The 19537-nt window shown below is 58.4% G+C and carries 16 protein-coding genes and 3 pseudogenes; 8 read left to right on the top strand and 11 right to left on the bottom strand.

Annotation, left to right across the window (positions count from 1 at the left end; translation table 11 throughout):
- The 3 genes and pseudogenes from J2Z17_RS21630 to J2Z17_RS21620 all read left to right on the top strand — a co-directional run.
- Positions 1-239, top strand: a pseudogene (locus J2Z17_RS21630) (hypothetical protein); the annotation flags it as partial.
- Positions 240-616: 377 nt separating this feature from the next.
- Positions 617-898 (top strand): type II toxin-antitoxin system ParD family antitoxin, encoded by a 282-nt coding sequence (locus tag J2Z17_RS21625; protein ID WP_209948150.1) that lies wholly within the window; start codon positions 617-619, stop codon positions 896-898.
- Positions 888-1198 (top strand): annotated as a pseudogene (locus tag J2Z17_RS21620) (type II toxin-antitoxin system RelE/ParE family toxin). Before J2Z17_RS21625 ends, J2Z17_RS21620 begins: the two are co-directional and overlap by 11 nt.
- 112 nt (positions 1199-1310) lie before the next feature.
- On the opposite strand, the gene J2Z17_RS21615 reads toward J2Z17_RS21620, so the two are convergent.
- Positions 1311-2405 carry a nucleotidyltransferase family protein gene (locus J2Z17_RS21615; protein ID WP_209948148.1) on the bottom strand — a complete coding sequence of 365 codons (1095 nt, stop codon included), beginning with the start codon at positions 2403-2405 and terminating at the stop codon, positions 1311-1313.
- Positions 2406-2596: 191 nt separating this feature from the next.
- Here J2Z17_RS21615 and J2Z17_RS21610 point away from each other — a divergent pair, with 191 nt between their 5' ends.
- Positions 2597-3484 carry an AMP-binding protein gene (locus tag J2Z17_RS21610; protein ID WP_209948146.1) on the top strand — a complete coding sequence of 296 codons (888 nt, stop codon included), beginning with the start codon at positions 2597-2599 and terminating at the stop codon, positions 3482-3484.
- A gap of 70 nt (positions 3485-3554) precedes the next feature.
- Here the strand turns inward: J2Z17_RS21610 and J2Z17_RS25635 are convergent.
- The 8 genes and pseudogenes from J2Z17_RS25635 to J2Z17_RS21575 form a co-directional block, all read right to left on the bottom strand.
- Positions 3555-3668 (bottom strand): annotated as a pseudogene (locus tag J2Z17_RS25635) (Tn3 family transposase); the annotation flags it as partial.
- Positions 3669-3949: 281 nt separating this feature from the next.
- Positions 3950-5137: a hypothetical protein gene (locus J2Z17_RS21605; protein ID WP_245224262.1), complete on the bottom strand. Its 1188-nt coding sequence runs from the start codon at positions 5135-5137 to the stop codon at positions 3950-3952.
- A 69-nt stretch (positions 5138-5206) separates the two neighbouring features.
- Positions 5207-6217 carry an aldo/keto reductase gene (locus J2Z17_RS21600; protein ID WP_209948144.1) on the bottom strand — a complete coding sequence of 337 codons (1011 nt, stop codon included), beginning with the start codon at positions 6215-6217 and terminating at the stop codon, positions 5207-5209.
- Positions 6218-6247: 30 nt separating this feature from the next.
- Positions 6248-7618 (bottom strand): MFS transporter, encoded by a 1371-nt coding sequence (locus J2Z17_RS21595; protein WP_209948142.1) that lies wholly within the window; start codon positions 7616-7618, stop codon positions 6248-6250.
- Between the two features lie 129 nt (positions 7619-7747).
- Positions 7748-7957 carry a 2TM domain-containing protein gene (locus J2Z17_RS21590; protein WP_209948140.1) on the bottom strand — a complete coding sequence of 70 codons (210 nt, stop codon included), beginning with the start codon at positions 7955-7957 and terminating at the stop codon, positions 7748-7750.
- A gap of 292 nt (positions 7958-8249) precedes the next feature.
- Positions 8250-9008: an alpha/beta fold hydrolase gene (locus J2Z17_RS21585; protein WP_209948138.1), complete on the bottom strand. Its 759-nt coding sequence runs from the start codon at positions 9006-9008 to the stop codon at positions 8250-8252.
- Between the two features lie 96 nt (positions 9009-9104).
- Positions 9105-10220, bottom strand: coding sequence for an SMP-30/gluconolactonase/LRE family protein (locus tag J2Z17_RS21580; protein ID WP_209948136.1), 1116 nt, complete (start codon positions 10218-10220; stop codon positions 9105-9107).
- A 69-nt stretch (positions 10221-10289) separates the two neighbouring features.
- Positions 10290-11210 carry a helix-turn-helix domain-containing protein gene (locus J2Z17_RS21575; protein ID WP_209948134.1) on the bottom strand — a complete coding sequence of 307 codons (921 nt, stop codon included), beginning with the start codon at positions 11208-11210 and terminating at the stop codon, positions 10290-10292.
- Positions 11211-11490: 280 nt separating this feature from the next.
- Between J2Z17_RS21575 and J2Z17_RS21570 the strand changes: the two genes are divergently transcribed.
- The 3 genes from J2Z17_RS21570 (at position 11491) to J2Z17_RS21560 (ending at position 16571) form a co-directional block, all read left to right on the top strand.
- Complete coding sequence (locus J2Z17_RS21570; protein WP_209948132.1) at positions 11491-14403, top strand: ATP-binding protein; 2913 nt, start codon at positions 11491-11493, stop codon at positions 14401-14403.
- Positions 14396-15706 carry an MFS transporter gene (locus tag J2Z17_RS21565; protein ID WP_209948130.1) on the top strand — a complete coding sequence of 437 codons (1311 nt, stop codon included), beginning with the start codon at positions 14396-14398 and terminating at the stop codon, positions 15704-15706. Before J2Z17_RS21570 ends, J2Z17_RS21565 begins: the two co-directional genes overlap by 8 nt.
- A gap of 238 nt (positions 15707-15944) precedes the next feature.
- A complete protein-coding gene (locus J2Z17_RS21560) occupies positions 15945-16571 on the top strand; it encodes a class I SAM-dependent methyltransferase (RefSeq protein WP_209948128.1) in 627 nt (208 codons plus the stop codon).
- A gap of 220 nt (positions 16572-16791) precedes the next feature.
- On the opposite strand, the gene J2Z17_RS21555 is transcribed toward J2Z17_RS21560, so the two are convergent.
- Positions 16792-17682: a LysR family transcriptional regulator gene (locus J2Z17_RS21555; RefSeq protein ID WP_209948126.1), complete on the bottom strand. Its 891-nt coding sequence runs from the start codon at positions 17680-17682 to the stop codon at positions 16792-16794.
- A 104-nt stretch (positions 17683-17786) separates the two neighbouring features.
- On the opposite strand from J2Z17_RS21555, the gene J2Z17_RS21550 reads away from it, so the two are divergent.
- Positions 17787-18455, top strand: a complete 669-nt coding sequence (locus J2Z17_RS21550; RefSeq protein ID WP_209948124.1) for a peroxiredoxin-like family protein — start codon at positions 17787-17789, stop codon at positions 18453-18455.
- 133 nt (positions 18456-18588) lie between these two features.
- Here the strand turns inward: J2Z17_RS21550 and J2Z17_RS21545 are convergent, their stop codons facing one another.
- Positions 18589-19338 carry an SDR family NAD(P)-dependent oxidoreductase gene (locus J2Z17_RS21545; RefSeq protein ID WP_209948122.1) on the bottom strand — a complete coding sequence of 250 codons (750 nt, stop codon included), beginning with the start codon at positions 19336-19338 and terminating at the stop codon, positions 18589-18591.
- Positions 19339-19537: the final 199 nt, after the last annotated feature.

Genomic DNA, 19537 nt, shown 5'->3' with positions numbered 1-19537 from the left:
ACTTCAGCAGTCTGCCTTTCACCAAACGCGAAGAGATCCTCGATTGGGTGCGCCGGGTGATCATTTCCGGATCAACGGAGTATCGTCGCTATCAGCCGGCCGCCAGCAAGCAACGATATGCGATCCGCTTTCCCGGAGTCACCTATGGAGGAAGCTCTTTGTCGCCGAGATCCCTGGTATCTGCAGTCGGCGCCAATCAGAATGTAGAGGCCGAGTTTGATGATCCTGACCTGCTCTCCGAAGCAGACCGGATCATACGAGCAGGCGAGCTACGCCATTCAGGACACGCCCAATGTCGTCCAGCAGCACTATGGTCGATTCCCTCCGCAAGACAAGGCCGCGTTAGCTGCCGCGATTCTCAACCAAGTCTGGAAGCCGCGTAAGGCTGGATGAAATGTTCGGCTCGGATGTTAGCCACGACCTACTTCCGAGCTGACCTCGTTGTCTCGCTCTTGAGCGGAATTGAACCTGCGGCCCGTCATTTTCAACCTTCGTCAAACCGATACCGTAGTGACCTTGCAGCTGGACCACTGCAGCAATCGGGGCTGAGCAGCGATGTTGCCCCTCTGCGCTTTTGGTGGTAAAAATTGCTACCAGTTATCTTTGGAGGTCACCTATGCCAAATGTTGAAAAGGTCAGTGTATCGATGACACCTCAACACGCTGAGTTATTGCGTGATGCTGTGAACAGTGGGGCATATGCTAGCGGAAGCGAAGTTGTTCGCGAAGCCATGCGGGACTGGTCGGCCAAATGGATGCAGAAGCGCGAAGATATCGCCAAGCTACGTGCGATGTGGGAAGAAGGCAAAGCTAGTGGCCCTGCGGCCGAGGTGGATTTTGAGGCGGTGCTGGATGAAGCACGCCAAGAAATAGCGTCTGCCGCTCCCCATGCCCGTTAAGCTTCTTTGGACACCTAAGGCGCGCGCCGACGTCAAGAGCATCTACACCGAAATGGGTAAAGAGCAGCCGCGGAGCGATACTTCGCCAATTTTCGCCGCAAGGCAGAATTGCTGATCGAGCATCCGCGTATAGGCGAGCGTCACCCTGAAGTATTCCGAACCGCTCGGATGTTGGTCGAAGCACCCTATGTCATCCTTTATGAGACAAGGCCCGATGCAGATGACGGCCCTATTCATACCGTTCAGATCGTCCGAGTGGTAGACGGACGGCGTGACCTCTCCGCGCTGTTTAAGATCTGATGGGTTGAAGGCAAAGTATCAAACGCGCTTGAGCAGAATCGGACTCTCGGCACCCTATTTGTCTGAGCCACTTCCAACGAAATCATTAGCTTGGCATTCAATTCAAGTACGTCTAGTCGCCAAACGGAGGTTCAATTTCTTCGCGGTTTTTCTTTGCGCCGTCGATTAAGACCGTTTTGAACCGGTCTGCATCTGATGCCGGCAGCATCCCCGCCCCAATTCGGATAGCGTCTTGCCACGCAGGGCCGCGCTCCCATGCTTCGTTGTAGACGAGGGCCAAGTCGGCGGATCGTCTCGTCTGCTGCAGCGCCTCGAAAAGCAGCGCAGCTTGACGGATGTCCTTCTGTCGCTTCGCTAGCCCCTGCCCGTTAATGTGTCGGCGGCTGGCGACGATAAGCTTGTGGACCGCATACCGAGACGGATCAGGAACGACAACCGGAACACCGCTTCGGTGGAGCAGCATCGTCCTGACCGGTTCCCTGATGAGGAAGTCAAGAGAGCGCAGTGGATCCGCGCTGGCACCGCCGAGGGCGGGCATATTCGCCAGCTGGTCAACGTAGTCGTCCGAACCGCGGTTCGACGTCAAGAATTCAACCCGGTAGCCATCGGCATTCTGAAACGCCGACGAGGCGGCGGATCCTGATCGATGGGGAACTGGCCGGAAGCTGGCATCGACGCCCTGCAGCAGTTCAATGATCGGAGGCAGGCTGTCTTCAACCTCCCGGCTGATGGCATAATCTTGGGCGATGTCAGCATCGCCGGTCAGGATCGCAGCCATGGGAAGGCGCACCCCCAGCAGTCCTGAATAGCACTGGAAAGCCACCGTGCCTATAAGAACGCCCCGGAGTCGAAAGAGACCGCCATCGGCAAGGGCTTGGACGATGTCACCCGACATGGCGTCGGGAGCGATCATCCCGCCTTCGCGGGTCAGGGTATTTACCAAGCGCCTGCGAGCGCGTAAATCGTCCTTGTCCCGCTTATGATCCGCTACACGCTGCGATATATCGGGATCGTTATCAGGACCGACGTAGCGACGTTTCGTGCCACCATGCCCATCCGGGATGTCGAAGTACCAGTACTTGCGCCCCTTGATGTTTGCGGGGGTGAACCGGCCTTCCGAAGGAAAATCGGCCGTCCAAGCGGCGTCGAGCGAACGCTGACCTAGCTCGGCAAGCATCGTCTGATACATGAGGTCGACGGATTTCATAAGCTCGACTCCGACGTTATACTGTTTTTCAAAAACAGTATAACGCTCGAAAGGATAGGTCGCAATACGGGACGCGAGTTCTCCGCCTTCAGCGGAATCGAACCGGCGACCTCGTTATCAAGATACTCGTCCGCATAGGTTCTCATGCTCGAACATAAGTCTAGACTCGGCGGTATGACTGGAACGGGGCCGTGAGCGGACTGTCTGAAGTTGGGGTGCCGCAAGCCGGAATGGTTGCATTCCCCGTATTCGTGATCGCCAATATGGCGATTGGCATTCCGTCCATCCTTCCAAACTGGAAGCTTAGCCGTCCTGAGCGAGCGTCAGCCCATGGTATCGTCGACCTCATCGCCCGCGAGAAGATCACGCGTGCACTTATTCCTCCGCTGATTTGCGAGACCTTGGCAAAAGGCGCCCGCGACCCCAGGCTCACATCGATCTTTACGGGCGGCGGACCGATCTTTCCCGACCTGATGACCGCAATGCGCAATACCATGCCTGCGACTTCGGTATTGACGGTCTATGGCTCGACCGAGGCTGAGCCGATTGCCCACCAGCATGTCGAAGACATCGCGGACGAAGACTGGCTGGCCATGGAGACAGGGGCTGGACTTCTTGCCGGCTCTCCCACCAGCGAAACCCGCGTCCGCATCATCAACGACGAGATCGTGGTGACCGGCGATCACGTCAACAAGTCCTATCTGGACGGCCAAGGCGATGCGGAAAACAAGCTTCGGATAGACGGTGAGGTCTGGCATCGGACGGGCGATGCAGGACGCCTCGACCAGCACAACCGTCTGTGGCTACGTGGCCGCCTTTCGGCCAAGGCCTGCGCGTATTACCCCTTCGAGGTCGAGGTCGCCGCACGCAGTTGGCCGGGCGTCGTCCGAGCCGCACTTGTGCCGCAGAGCGCCCCACCATTGCTGGCGGTCGAGGGTAAGGAACCCTCCCCTGGCCTGTGGCAATTGAAAGCCTCCGCCATCGGTGTTGCCCAGGTTCATAAAGTTGCGCGTATCCCGCTCGACCGGCGGCACCATTCAAAAGTCGATTATCCGGCCCTGTGCAAGCTCGTGCAATAACTTGCGGGGGCATATGAGAGCTGATCTGATCGAGATCATACGCTAGACCTGAACGAATGATGAGCTTCAGGATACCTGTCAAATTGATGTGTTCCGAACTCAACGGCGAAACATGCTTGAGTATATCATCGGGAATGGACCGGCGTCTCTGACGCAGGTGCTGCAAGCCTCGGCTGAGTTGAACAAAGGGTCAAAGGGCCGGCTCTACACGCCGGCGCCTGCTGTGCAAAGTCATCGCTACTTTTACCTCGGATCCTGCGTTTCAGCGCCTTGAACGGAATCGAACCGGCGATCTCGTCGTCATGATACTTGTCAGCACAGGTTCTCATGCCCGAACATGATCTTAGACCCGGCGGTATGACTAGAATGGGGCCGGTAGCCGTCAGGAAGGTGTCGGGCGTAACTGCCGGTAAGTTGAGGCTCACGCCGAATTGAGTTCACCAAATATCCAGCCGATCCGACCATTCACCTCTGCGAGATTGGCTCGTCAGAGATATACGGGCCGACCTGATTTGGACCATGCGGATATTCGGTGCTGTAAATGTGAGTTTCTTTCTCTATGGGCTGGGTCATGGAGGGTTGATCGCGGCCATAAATCGCCAGGTGCAGCCCCCAGTAAGCCGAACCGTACAGCGTAAAGGCCAGCAGTAAGCTGAACGGTATATTGGAGATATGCGATTTGAAGTCTGGAAGGAATTGGGTTGTCCGGTTTTGATCTGCGGCCACCGCGAGCAAAATGGCCATGATCAGCCCGTGACCGATGAGGTCTGTTCGTCCGAAGGGCCAGACGGCCGCGGTAAAGATCACCAAGAGCGCGATTGCTGCAAGCCGGCGGATGAGCGGCGTCCAGATCAAGCCAAAACCAAGCGTGAATTCGGCGACGCCCGCCATTGGAAAAAAGACGTCGCGTGGCAAACCGAAGGTGAGGAACGGCTTCTCGACGACCAGGGGGTAAAACCAGCTCGCATAGGCAAATTTTTCAAGGCTCGACCACATTAGAGCGACGGCAAGGCCCCAGCGCAGCGCCTCGATCCGCCGCTTTCGCCAATTCTCATGCCTCGATGGTTCCAGCAGAAGATAACCGGCTACGCCCAGACCCAGCGAAAAATAGTCCAGCAGATGGAAAAGGTCGTAGTCGCGCAATGCCAAAAGCCATAGAACGACGATCCCCAGGCCGGCAATTGGCATGGTCCGACGGGAAAAAATCAGGGCCGCAATGACGAGTTGGGCCCAAGAGACCCATTCCGCCGGCGTCTTCAGGTCGGGCGTCAGATAGACCCCTCCCACGGCGAATATCGCGATGAAGAAGCTGGCAATGATCGCCCGTAGATAGTCATCAATGCGGAGCCAAATTGCCTTGGTACCGTAGTCGAGCACGTCTAGTACCGATGCGCCATATCTGCCTTGCTCGATAATGCGCGCCGAAACGAAAAAAACGACAGCGAGCGCTATCCCGGCCCAGAACCATCGATCGGTGAGGGTGTTGAGGATGGCTGCCGGCGGCGAGGCGACGATATAGGGCGCAAACCATTTGACATGGGCCATCCCTGCCGACGGGACCGCCAGGACGAAAGCGATGGCAAGCAGGAGGCGCGGCATTTCAACGCCGATGGATCCAGCCTGGCAAATTGACGATTGATCGGCTTTCACCATTGCGCTCTCTCGATCTTGCTGTGATCTTTGTCCTGTTCGCCCCTTGGGGCTTACGGGCGCGACCGCCAATCAGTCGTTGAGAGGCAAGGGCGCTGCGGGATTGACGAGATTGGCCTTGACGAGGTCGCGCCAGAATTCAGGCGGTGTGCTCTCCACGAAAGCAGCCCTATCTTCCGCTATACGCTCTGGCCGGCTTGCACCCGGGATCACGCCGACGACAGCAGGGTTGGCCAGCGCGAAGTGCAGACCAGCTGCCTTCATCGATATACCGTAACGATCTGCGATGTTCTTCAGCCGGGCGACGCGCGCAAGGATTTCCGCGCTGGCCGGCGCATATTCGAAATTCGGGCCGCCGACGAGGACCCCGGAGCTGTAGGGGCCGCCGACGACAACGCCCAGGCCCCGGTCGGCAACGGCAGGCATGACGCGCTGGAGCGCCCGGTCGTGATCCAGAAGCGTGTAGCGCCCCGCCAGCAGGAAGCCGTCCGGACGCGGCTCCTTCAGATCCAGAAGAAGCTCGATCGGTTCCACCCGGTTCACCCCGAGGCCCCAGGCCCTGATCACCCCTTCGTCGCGCATACGGTCCAGCACTCGAAATGCGCCAAGACGCGCGCTTTCAAACACGGACAGCCAGGCGTCTCCATAGAAATCCTGGGCAACGTCATGGACCCACACAATATCGATGCGGTCCGTCTTCAATCTTTCCAGACTGCCTTCGATGGACTTCAAGGTCGCGTCAGCGGAATAGTCGTCGACAACCTTTTTGGGACGGCCATACTTGAAAACACCATTGTCTCCGAAGCCACTGTCGCCGCGGTCTTCAAGTTCGTCGAGGACCAGGCGGCCGACCTTGGTGCTGATGACATAGTCGGCACGCGGTTTTTCCGACAATGCGCTGCCCATGCGAATTTCCGCCAGGCCTGCCCCATAGAACGGAGCGTTGTCGAAATAGCGAATGCCATCCGTCCAAGCGGCCTCCACCGTGGCAAGGGCCTCGGCCTCGGGAATGGCGCGGAACATGTTGCCGAGCGGCGCGGCTCCAAATCCCAGCGGACTCCGAAGAATATCCTTCAATGGCATGTTTCTTGTCCTTCGCGGTTCTGGCGATTGTCATTCGATAAGCGGTAAGCGGGGTAACGGCTCGCGGCGAAAGTCCGGTTTCTCGCCATCTGGCTTCTCAATGATGGTGATGCCCGATTGGAGGCCAGAGGTGCCGGACGTGGTCAGCCGTGCCTGATTTGTCCTCGCAGTCACGAACGCGGCGAACAGGATGAGCCCCATGGTTGTTAGAACGAACCCCGCCCAGGCGGTCGAAAGAAGGCCAAGACCGGCCCCGATCGTGAGCCCGCCCGCCAAAGCGCCGAGGGCATTGGCAACGTTCAGAGAGGCAAGATTCATGGCACCCATGAGGGTGGCCGATTCCGGTCCAAGTCCGGTCATTTTGACCTGAATAGCAGGAATTGCCGCCATCATCGTTGCGCCAACGCCGAAGAACACCGGGAAAAGAATCCAGGCGTTCGCGCCCCAAAGGCCGAGAACCACGAGGATGGCCAGGGTGCATCCATAACCCAGGATGATCCCGCGATCCGCGTGACGGTCAGCCAGTCGCCCTCCAAAGAGATTGCCAACCGTCATGCCAATGCCAAACAGCGCAAGTGCTATGGGTACGACCCTCGGCGGCAGATGAACCAGATCGGTCACCATCGGCGCTATGAACGTATAAACGGCAAAGATGCTGTTGATGCCAAGTGCTGCCACCACCATCATGAGCCAGACCCTGCCTTTGCGCAGCCCACTCAGCTCGTGCAAGATCGGAGCACCGGCCAGTTCTGCAGTCCGGGGGACAAACGTCCAGAGAGAGACCAGCGATACCAGGCCCAAAGCGGCAATGCCCAGATAGGTTTGGCGCCAGCCAATCGTCTGGCCGAGAAACGTGGCCAGCGGTGAGCCGAAGATGGTCGCTATAGTCAAGCCCGTCATAACGATCGCAAAAGCCTGACCGGAGCGGCCAGCACCGAGGACGTGGGATGCAACGACCGCTCCGGCGCCGAAATAGGCCCCTTGCGGGAGCCCGCTGACAAAGCGGGCAAAGACGAACAACGCGAAATTCGGGGCAAAAGCAGACAGCACATTGCCGAGGACGAAGATGCCGATCAGATACAGCAGTAAGGTTCGTCGGTTCAATCGCGCCGCGACGAGAGTGAGAACGGGAGCGCCGACCACTACTCCCATGGCGTAAGCGGTCACCGCATGGGTTGCCATCGGCAGGTCGACTTCGAGGGTCAGAGAGAAGAGCTGGATGATCCCCATGCTGGCGAATTCGGTGGTGCCGATGCAGAATGTTCCGAGCGCGAGGGCCAGCAGTGTCATTCGACTCTTGGCTGAACAAGACGAAGCGGCTGAGTCATGATCGAAAAGCGCTTCATCCGAAATGGTTCTGGCTGCTGCCTCGACCACGTCTCCTTCGCGGGAGATCGACATGATTTGTCTCCTTCTTCAAAATCTGGGGCCTTCGAGCGATGGGGTGGCCGGAAGATGTATCCAGTCTTCGGGTGCCATTTGCGATAGGAGATGCGAACGATCGAGGAAGCCTGCCCGAGCGTGTTCGCTTCAGCTCGGATCGCCCCGTTGGCTCACGTGGTAGCGGACAGACAACCAGTGTGCGATCAGGCCCACGCCCCAGCCCAGCAGCACCCATCCGAACCAATAGGGCGGACCGATCAGGAAGTTGACAATGATCAGGAGAATGATGGTCGGCACGAATACCGTGGCGTGGATACGAAGACCCAACTTCATCTGAGCTTGGCTAGCGTTTTTCATCGGCTTTCCTAAAGGCTTGGTTGATGATGGCGACCACTGCTCTGCGCGTCTCTGATTCCGTGGCGGAGGTTCGTCTGTTTCTGAAACTAGCTGCTACGGAGCGCGCAATTCTTTGCGTTTTTTGCTGTCGTTGTGCTTGAAATTGCTCGATTGCCTCCTGCCCGCGAACATTCTCGACATCCAGCGCGCCCGACCATGAAGGCTTGCCGATCGACAGATTTGGGGGAGACGGTTCACCTCCGCCGATCGGCAAGCCATTGCGCGAGCGGGCCTTTCGCGCGGGAGGGGTTAGTCAGTGAACGCTATCCACCGCGGCGAGGATCGCATCGGCCACGGCCTGAGGCTGCGAAAGCATGGCGACGTGGCTCGAGGGTACATGGATTGCCGTGGCCTTCATCGCGTCGACGAAAACCTGCTGCAGCGCTGGCGGAATGATCTGGTCGTTGTCGGACATGACGAACCAGCTCGGCTTTTCGTTGAATGCGGCTTTGATCACCTTGCCGTCGAATGCCACGGCGGCCAGCGGTGCCTGCGTGGCGGCCAAGAGTGCTGCCTCGTCGGGCGGAATGTCAGGCGCAAAATAGTGTGCCACGCCCTCCGCTGACCAAGTCAGGACGCCGCTGGCGTCGGCGTGGACTTCTTTCAGCCATTCGGGGGGCTGCGGTGCCGCGCCAACGATTGAATTGATCGATTGCCCCGCAGATGGCGCGAATGCCGCGACATAAACCAGCGCGCCAACCTTGTCGCTGTTGCCCGCCTCGGTGATGACGGCTCCGCCGTAGGAATGGCCGACCAGCACGACGTTGCCCGGCTGGTCCTCGATCACGCGGCGGGTGGCCGCGACGTCGGCGTCGAACGAGGACAGCGGATTGTGGACCGCGACGACGGTCAACCCGTGCGCCTGCAGCAGCGGAATGACCTTCGACCAGCTCGATCCATTCGCCCATGCCCCATGCACCAGTACGACAGAGGGCTTCTCAGCCCCGAGCGCCATGGACCCGGTAGCGACAGTGGCGACCACCGCGGCGGCGATAACCTTTTTGATGGACATGACTTCTTCCTTTGCTTGGTTTGCCGCGGCAACTGCCGCGTTGGTGCGTAGCGCAGATTCCCGTTCCCGGGCTGCATGGGGCTTTGCGAGAGCTGATCAATAGGGCACCCAGCCGATCGCATGCGCATGAAGGCTGTGAACGTAGAGGCGGTCGGTGGTTTCGGTCGCACCGGTGGTTTCGGGATAGAGCCCTGCACTGTCCTGCAGGTCGTCCAGCACGTCTCCGTCCTCGTTGATCGCGAAGACATGTCCATAAGGCTTGCCCGTCGGCAGCCACGAGCGCGGCAGACGCAGCAATATCCTTCGCAGAAATGTCTTGTTCGCCAGCGAGTCCGCCGCAGGATTGCGAGGCCTGAAAAGGCCAACCCAAATCCGGCCGTCTCGTCCGCGAACCAGATTGTCGGGATAGCCGGGCAGATTATCAAGCAGGATGCGTACTTGGGCGCTATTGCCTTTCATGTCCACATCGTGAGCGTTCGCGTCGACTCGCCAGATGCGATAGCGACCCGTTTCATTGACGAAAAGGCTTAACTCGTCGGTCGCAAGCGCCAGCCCGTTCGCGAAGGAGAGGCCCTTGGCGACGACCCGCGTGGTGTTCGTGGCCGGATCATAAGCCAGGACGCGGCCGGTTGCGGATTGTTCGATGATATCGAGAACGCTGGCTTCCAGTGTGCCGCCCCATTCTCGCGGGCTGAAGCGCATGGATGATTGCGTGAAGTAGATAGTGCCATCTGATCCGGCAACGACCGCGTTGGCGTATCCGATCGGATCATTGGCGCTGACACTGTCCGTCAGCAAACTGACAACGCCGTGAGCATCGATGGCCAGCAGGCCCCTCATGGCATCCGCCGCGATCATTCGTCCATCGGCATCGAAATCAAAGCCGAGAACGCGCCCGCCGGTGTTGGCAAAAACCTTCCGGTCGGAGCCGTCGAGCTCCATGCTCAAAATATTGCCACTCGTCATGGCGGCGTACAGCCTGCCGTCCTTGCCGACGGCGATATGTTCAGGCCCGTAGTCGTCTCCGATATCGATCAGATTGATATTGGCTAGGCGCGTGTTGGCGGCGTACGGTCCGGTGTACCCGGCAGGTGCTGAAGCGTGCCAGGATACTGGCTCGACCGGAACGGGCCAAAAGCACAGATAGGCGACCCCGAGCAGCACCAGCAGGCCGGCACAAGCAGCGATGTTTAGGATTGCTTGCCGGATCATGCCCTGTCTCCCAGATCAAAAATGGCTTATGTTAGAAGTCGTTCTAATTCGATGTTTCGGCTGGTTATTTCAGGTTCTTGCGGAAAAATGATCAGAAATTGCTGTCTCGCTGCCCAGGCCACGATATCGGCCACGAAACTGCCCCGGCGTGGTGCCGGTGAGCTTGCGGAAGGTGCGGGTGAAATTGGCTTGCGATCCAAATCCCGTGTCGAACGCGATCTCGGCAATCGAAAGCTGTCCTGTTTGCAGCATGCGCTGTGCGGCGCGGATGCGCCTGTCGATCACGAAGCGATGCGGTGGCAGCCCGGTTGTCTGATGAAACAAACGTGAAAAATGAAACGGACTGAGGCATGCCTCTCGCGCCAGTTCCTCCAGCGTGATCTCTTCGCCGAGCCTCGCCTCAATCAAATCGAGAACACGCTGAAGCCGCTTGCCGTCGAGAGAAGGCGCACGCGTCGGCTTTAGGCTTTCCACTGAGTAATTGCGGAGCAGATGGGCTGCAAGGGTTGTCCTCAAGCCGTCGGCGAAAAGGCGCTCCAGGGATTGGGAGCGGCCGGTGAGGCCGTTAAGCGCCTTACCGATCTGGGAGAGAATGGGATCGGCGAGAGCGCCGACATAGGCGAGACCTGTTTGGTCGGGGTTGATCCCGTAATCGGCAAGCGCGCTCTGCTCCAGCAGTTTGGGGGGGAGGTATATGAGGAGACATTCGACTGATCCGTCGAGCTCAAGCTGGGTTTCGTGCGTCCCAGCCGGCACCAGCCGACTTGTTCCCTCCCACGCTATTCCTTCTTGGGATTTTCCGTCTCCTGTGCGCCGAACCCTGGCGCGACCCGCGAGGATGTAGACTAACTCGGTGCACTCGGGTCGCACGCAATTCTGTGCGCCGGACCCAATATTCCTGCGTTCGACACGCAATGCCTCCCCTTCCGCGGGCGTGCCGATCAGTGTGCTGGAATGATATTTTTCGTTCCCATGCTTTGCCAATGCCATTTGATGTCCCTCTTCGACGGTAGCACTTGTTCCGGCAGGCTGAGGTGGACCACGACCCAGCTACTTTGGACCGTGGTCCGGATTTATGTCCTCTTGTGGGGAGATGGTGGCGCATACGCCGCCGTCGAGCGAGTTATACGCGGTTAAAAGTGGTTAAGCCGGCAGTCGGCAATCGCCAATGACCGTGAAGGTTGTCCTGTTTTCGATTTTTACTTTCATGCTATTATTTACCGATTGGTGAGATCGGCATTGGCGGCGAAGACGAGCTCAAGGGCAGTGCATGACGAACGGCAAGGGCTCATCGGCCCCACGGTCATTCCAGTTCGGGCGCTTCAAACTGATACCCGAGCAACAACTCCTGCTTCGGGACGATGAACCGGTCCGGATCGGTGGACGCGCGCTCGATATCCTGACTGCCCTGATCGAGCGGCCGGGAGACCTGATCGCCAAACGCGAATTGCTGGAACGTGTCTGGCCGAATACGCTAGTTGAGGAAAGCAACCTTAAGGTCAATATGGTCGCCTTGCGGCGTGTTCTGGAGGATGAACCGGGGGCGCCACAGAGCATTGCGACGGTCGTGGGCCGCGGCTATCGTTTTATAGCGCCAGTCCGATATGAAGAGGTGCTAGATCCTTGCGCCGACCCACGCATACGTGCGGTCCGCAACCACAATTTACCTACGACGGCGCTCGCACGAATACTTGGCCGAGAGGAGGATATCAGAGCGATCATCAACGACTTGCGAGATTGCCGGTTGCTGTCGATTGTCGGGACTGGTGGCATCGGCAAGACGACGGTGGCTCTTGCTATCGCCGAACGACTGGTGGGTTCCTTTTCCGACGGGGTCTGGCTGATCGACCTTTCCACGCTGAAAGATCCGAACCTCGTGCCCAGCGCGATAACCACGGGCATCGGGCTTGCGGCGCACTCCGCAAACACGCTTGCTGCATTGGGTGAGTTCCTGAGCATGCGTGAGATGCTGCTCGTTCTCGACAACTGCGAGCATGTTATCTCGGGCGTTGCATCTACTGTCGAACGCCTGTTGCCTGAAGCGGCAGGCATCACGATATTGGCAACTAGCCGGGAGCCCCTGCAAACCCGAGGAGAAAGGGTCCGCAGATTGCGCGGCCTTGCCGTGCCTGAGGCAACATCTCTTCTGAGCGCGCAGGAAGTTCTCGCGTTTCCGGCAATTCAACTGTTCGTGGACCGTGCCACGGACAGATACGATGCATTCGAACTCAAGGACCCCGAGGTTGGTCTGGTGGCAGAAATTTGCCGCAGGCTTGACGGAATTGCCTTGGCGATCGAACTTGCCGCGACGCAGGTCGAAGCCTTTTCTATTCAAGCACTGCTGAACCAACTCGATGGCCATTTCCGACTGCTTGAGGGGCATCGCGGTGTGATTGAGCGCCATCGCACCCTCACCGCGACGATCGACTGGAGTTACGCGCTTCTTTCAGAAACAGAACGCGCGGTGATGCGGCGACTGGCCACGTTCGCGGGTGTCTTTTCTCTCGAATCCGCCTGCGCCGTCGCCGCTGACACCTATCTGGATCATTCACGCGTAGTGATGGATCTTGCCCGCCTTGTGGCAAAGTCGATTGTCTCTGCCGAGGCTCACGGCAATGAACTCCGCTATCGCATGCTGGATACGACGCGCGCTTACGCATTGAAGAAGCTTGCTGCCAGTGACGAGTTTGACACTGCGAGACATCGCCACGCCGAGCACTGCATCGACCTGTTGTCGCAAGCGGGCAGCGATATCGAACGGCTGCCAAGAAGCGAATGGCTACACCGACATGCCCCCAAGACGGACGACATCCGCAATGCAATGCGGTGGGCTTTTACCTCGACGTTCGATCCTGCTCTGGGTGTCCGACTGACCATTGCGGCGCTCCCCTTCGGCCAGCAGGTATCTCTGATCGACGAATGCCGCATGGCCGCCGAGCGCGCGCTTGACGATCGGTTTCGCCCCTATCGGACAGCGCGGGACGATCTGTTGCTGAACCTGACCTTCGGAGCAACACTGCTGCATACGCGTGGTCCGCTCCTCGAAGTCAAGGCCGCCCTCACCAAGGCACTCGAACTGGCCGAACAGATTGCCGATGCGGATTTGCAGCTGTCCTGCCTGCGGGGGCTCTCGGAGTATGAATTGTGGACCGGGGACTCCCAGACCGCGCTCGCGCTCGCAGACAGGATTCGCGAACTTGAATCACACGGCGACTTGCACAGCGCCGGCGGAGGAGACGCTCAGGCAGGCTCCGCGCTTTCCTGGCTTGGCGCGCTGGCGGCGTCCAGAGAGAAACTGGAGAGAATTGTTCAAAGGCCGCCCACCTTTGATCTCCGTCCGGACATCGCCCGATATGAATTCGACCAGAGGCTGACGGCGGAAGGCTCTCTTGCCATCGTGCTCTGGCTGCAAGGCTTTCCGGACCAGGCGATCGAAGTCTCAGAAAGGCAACTTCGGGAAGCCGAAGGGTCGAACTATGCTGTTTCGCTATGCTATGCGCTTCTGCACGGCGCACTCATCACTGCGATGTATATCCGAGACTATGATGCCGCTTGGCGCCATCTGGAACGAGGTCTCGAACACGCCACGAAACATGGTCTCGATATCTGGAAAAACATGGGTGTCGGCGCGGGTGGTCGATTGCACCTCTATACCGGAAGACCTCTGGATTTGCTCGGCTATCGGGACATGCTGACAAAGGTGCGCGACGGCGGGTTTCGCATGCGATATCCGAACTACCTGACCAACTACGGCGAAGCCTTGGCACGCCAGGGAAATGTTGCGGCCGGACTTGCGGCTATTGACGAGGCGATGGAGATCTCAAAGAGCCGTGGACAAGTGGTTGGCATCCCAGAAATCTTGCGGATCAAAGGCAATGTCATCCGGTTTCAGGAGCCAAAGAAGTTCGACCGGGCAGAAGACTGCTATCGCCAGGCTATAGGGATCGCGCGCTCGGATGGCGCGATTTCATGGGAACTGCGTTCAACAATGAGCCTGGTGAAGCTGATGCGCCAACGCGGCGGAGACCCGAATGCCGAGGATGAACTGGCCGCGGTATATGCGCGGTTCCGCGAAGGATTTTCCACCGGCGATCTTCGTAATGCCCTTCAATTGATTGAGAGCCGCTCAATCTCTCCGGCCAACCGACGGCGCCAGGAGCTTTCGAAAGACCACGATGCCTGATCGCTCCTTCCCGTCGAGACCTTGCTCGGGATGGTATGCGGTCGTCGTGCTTTGCCTGGCGTTGCTTCTATCCTACACCGACCGGCTCATCATCAATCTGGTTGTCGACCCGATAAAGGCAGAGCTGGCGCTGACCGATCTCGAAGTCAGCTTTCTGCAAGGTGCCGGATTTGCGCTTATTTTCGCTCTCGCCGGTCTTCCGTGTGGTCGCCTGGCTGATGCGGTCAGCCGAAGAAACCTCATCGCCGCAGGCCTTCTGCTCTGGTCGATCGCGACGATCTGTTGCGGGCTCGCCCTGGATTTCTCCAGTTTCTTCGCGGCCCGTATTGCCGTGGGGCTGGGTGAGGCTGCACTCGTGCCTGCGGCGTCTTCGCTAATTATCGATCTTTTCTCTCCGCGTCGCCGTGGCATCGCGCTTGGCGTATTTTCGCTTGGAGCGACGTTTGGTGCAGGAGGAGCCATCCTCATCGGCGGCATCCTGTTGGGCTGGATCGACGATGGTCAGTTCGCTGCCGTGCCCTTCGCCGGCGCACTCGCGGCCTGGCGGCAACTGTTCATCGTGGTCGGCCTCCCAGGACTTGTTCTGCTTCCTCTTTTGTTGCTCATCGGAGAACCAGCGCGCAGGAACAGCTCCGGGCTTCTGCCTATATCCAAGGTTTTCCGCATACTCATAGCCGACAACGGCACTGTCTTGCGGGTCTGCCTTGTCAAGGGCGTTCTCGCGATCGGGGATAACGGCATCTTTGCGTGGATGCCAACGCTGTTGCAACGCGTCTACGACTTGAGTGCGCTGGAAGTAGGCGGTCTGGTCGCTCTCGCAGTTTCCGGAAGCGGCGCGATCGCCTCCCTCATCGGAGGTGCTCTGTCGGATCGGTTTGCGCGCCGTTGGGGCACGCAGGCGCGTATCGTGTTGCTGATGGGTTGTTATTCGCTGGCGGTGGTAGGCGCCATCGTTCTCTATTTTGCGGAAAGCGGCGCACAGGCGGCAATGGCACTCGGCATCTGGGCTTTCGGCTCGATTGCCGGATACGTCATCGGCCATGTTGTGATGCAGGAGCACGTCCCAAGCGAGATGCGCGCAACGACAATCGCACTGTCGCTGACAGCAATCGGGCTGGTGGGCATCAGTCTTGGACCGACATTGGTTCCCGTGGTGGCCAGTGCTTTGAGTGGTGCAGAAACTGCACTCCAGTCGGCCATGGCACTGGTCGGGCTTTTTTCTGCTCTGCTGTGCTTCGTTGTCATCTGGCCGCCTGTCCGTAACGGCCTTCTGGCCCTGACGAATGGGCCCAAAGCCCGCTAAAATCAGAGGGCTTCACGCGGCCAGGAAAGACCATGGCCTTCGATCTGCCTCAGCGTTGCAAATGAAATCTCTAGGGTTACCAGAGCAAATCCGGCCAACAAAAAAGCAAAACCCGCAAAGAACGCCTCGCTTGAACGTCTTAGGCTCACATCTGGCCTTCAACCGAAGTCGCCGGTCGGTCCGGGGAGTTCGCGTCACCGGATGTTTTGTTTCCTAGCTCCCGCACAAGGTGGCTCCGATGTATGGTTTCTCTGCCGCTCAAGACTACGTCCGCTTTTTCGGCGCTTGGGTTGCAAACCCCATAAGGGTTGCGGCAATCGCCCCGTCGAGCGCTTCTCTCAGCAGGCTCATGACCCGGGAAATATCCACTACGGACGGGCCGCTCCTCGAACTTGGCGCGGGAACGGGTGTATTCACCAAGGCCATGATCGCCCGCGGCGTGAATGAACGCGACCTGACCTTGATCGAATATGGCGAAGAATTCGCAGCTTTGCTCCGCCGGCGGTTTCCACAGTCGTGTGTCCTGCAGATGGATGCGGTCCATATTGCGGAAAACCGCGTGCTACAGAATAGACGCTTCAGTGCCGTCATCAGTGGCCTGCCCCTTCTTTCCATGGCGCCTGGGAAGGTGGAAGCCATACTCGCGAATGCCTTTGATCTTTGTCGAAACGACGCCGCCTTTTATCAGTTTACCTACGGACCGAGATGCCCGGTGAGCCCCCGGATCTTGCAAGGTCTAAAGCTGGAAGCCACACTGGTTGGCGCAACCATCCGCAATTTGCCGCCCTCTGCCGTCTATCGTATCGCTCGCCGCCGACACGCCGATCCTCAGGACATCGCCGTGCTCCTCATGTGCCTTGGTTGAATGAAATTCTCTATGCAGGCGCTCACGCACAGTGGCTTGAATTTTGGAACAAGAAACCACCATTGTTATCGGGATCGTGTCCCATCGAGTGGGTACGCGAACAAGCTGAGTGCATATCGTGCTAAAATTCTCGGACTGCATCAGCCATTTTCAGGCTTTGCCTTAGCGGCCACATGACGGAAAGTAGCCCGTAATTGCTCTTGAATGGCAGCATGTGCGGTCACCCGGCTGGTCGAAGGCCACGGATCAAATGGTCGATCAGTGCCTTGACCTTTCGCGATGGTTTTGGGCCGGAGGTGTAGACCGCGTACACCGCTGCAGGCTCCAGCGTATATCCTTCCAGCACCCGGACGAGTCTGTTGTCGGCTCGTTCGTCTGCCGACATGACGTCTGAAACAATGGCCAACCCCAACCCCTGAAGGCTTGCCGCCAGGATACCTGGGGCTGAGTTGATCGTGAGCCTGCTGCGAATATCGACCGAAATCAGAGTGTTGCCCCGCTTGAAACGCCAGGCTCCCCGACCGAATGCACCATAGCCGAGAATGCAGTCATGAGCGGAGAGCGCACCAGGGGTGACAGGTGTGCCCTTCTTAGCGAAGTAGGCGGGAGATGCTACGACCATTCGCTCGAGAGAGGCAATTCGTCTGGCGCCGAATGTCGAATCCGGTAGTGCGCCGGTGCGGATCGCAATATCGTCGCCGTCTACGACCAGGTTTTGCCGTTCATCCGCCATCAGGATCTCGACCTGAAGGTTTGGGTAGGCCTCCATGAAACTCGGCAGTAACGGCATTATGGCCCGTGAGCCGTAAGCAGTGGGCAATGCGAGCCGAACAACGCCATCGAGCGAGTCGGTTTTGCGCGCTGCATATTCGGCTTCCTCTATCGTCGTAATGACGTCACGCGCCTTGGCGAGAAACGTCGCGCCTGCCTCCGTCAAGGTTAGGTGGCGTGTCGTTCGGATCAGAAGTTTGACACCAACGCGCTCCTCAAGCTCCGTGACGATCCGCGAAACCGAGGGCTGAGATAAACGCAAGTCCCTTGCAGTCTGCGAAAAGCTGCCGCTCTCCGCTACCCTGACGAAGACAGTGAGTTGCTGCCAGCGATCACTCATTTGCTGCCCGAATAACAGTTGTCCAAAGTCTCGCAATACCCGGCCTGGTGTTGTCGACGTAGCCTTCCTGCCGTTGCGGAGGTTCCGCTTTGAAAGGAAGAGCCATGAAATTGCAGGACAAACTCGACAAGCTGCGCGACGACTTTGAGAACGGTCGTCTTCCTCTTGTCCCGACAGCCGAGCAAATTGAAACTATGCATCGAGCCACCAAGATGCTTACAGATAGTGGACAGGCAAGCCGTGCATTGAAAGCCGGCGACAAGGCGCCGGACTTCAGCCTTCCGGATCCTGAGGGTAACGTATACATCTTGCGCGACCTCCTGGTTCGTGGCCCGCTGGTAGTGACCTTCTACCGCGGAGTCTGGTGCCCATTTTGCAATCTGGACCTTGCAGCCCTTGAGGCCGAGCGCAGCGAGATCGAAGCCCGGGGAGCCCAATTGCTGGCCATCTCTCCGCAGACCCTCGCCAATAGCCGCAGGTCCCAGCGCGACAACAAACTCAACTTTCCGATCCTCAGCGATCACGACAGTGAGGTCGCGGCGACTTTCGGCATTCGGTTCTCGCTGCCGGACGACCTTATCGAAGTCTACAAAAGCTTCGGCAGCAACCTTTCACAATTCAACGCCGGTCAGGACTGGCGTCTACCGATGCCAGCCAGATACGTGATCGGCCGCGATGGTGTTATCGTCTATGCGGAGATCACTCCCGACTACACCCGCCGCCCAGATCCCTCTGAACTGTTGCCAGTCCTGGACAAGCTTAGGTCAAATTGAGTTAGGCTCCCCTCGCGAGATTTTCCCTCTCGCGAGGACGCCCGTGGAGTTGCTGGCTCAAACCATCCAACCAGCAACGTCCCTGCTGCCTTCGTTAAGAATGCCGCTCATCTGGAACTTGACTCTAAGACCATCAGAGCTGTGTCATGCCGCCGTCGACAACGAGATCCGTGCCTGTCGAAAAGCTGCTTTCGTCCGATGCCAGGAAGAGCGCGGCAGCCGCGAGTTCCTCTGGACGTCCGATGCGGCCGAGAGGGACGTGACTGGCAGCCTGTTGGCGAAACTTCGCCGCCTCCTCTGGCGAACCAACTTGCCCTTCAATGATGGGCGTGTCGACCGGTCCGGGGCTTAGCGTGTTCACTCGAATTCCCGATCTAAGCAATTCAGCAGCGGCTGTCCGGACAATCGATCGGACAGCCGCTTTTGATGCGTTATAGACGCTGTGACCCGGCAAGCCCTTGGCCGCGAGGCAGGAGGAGAGCAGAATGATGGATCCGCCGTCGCCCATAAGGGGCAACGCTTTCTGGAGTGTAAAGTATGCGCCTTTGACGTTGATGTCGAACATGCTGTCAAAATGCTCTTCCGACGCGTCCCGTACCGGACTGGACGTGATCACGCCGGCATTGGCGACCAGAACGTCGAGCCGCCCTTCCGCTTCCCGTACCCTCGCGAAGAGGCGCTCGAGGCTTGCAAGGTCGGCGACATCGCTTTGGACCGCTATTGCCTTTGCGCCCAGCCTTGTGGCTGCAGCTTCTAGCTCCGGCCAACGGCGGCCCGTAATAAAAACTGTCGCCCCTTCATGGATGAAACGTTCGGCGATCGAGAACCCTATGCCACTGGAGCCGCCCGTCACCACAGCTATTTTTGCTTCAAGTTTTCCCATCGGTCTGTCTATCCATGTTCGGTGATAACGGTGCAAAATTGCACCGTGAGTGTCGTCTAGTTACTCTTTCAAACTTCAAACTGCTTCGTGGTATGCACTCTGTGTGAGAAAACGCACCAAGACGTCCGTCTCAGTCCGTTTCTCCGAATGTCCACTTGCAGTTAGACGTCGCATGTTACCTCGTAGGCATATCCGCGCT

The sequence above is a fragment of the Heterorhizobium halophytocola genome, from assembly GCF_017873095.1.
GTDB lineage: Bacteria > Pseudomonadota > Alphaproteobacteria > Rhizobiales > Rhizobiaceae > Allorhizobium > Allorhizobium halophytocola.
This window is presented reverse-complemented; position numbering and strand designations above follow the sequence as displayed.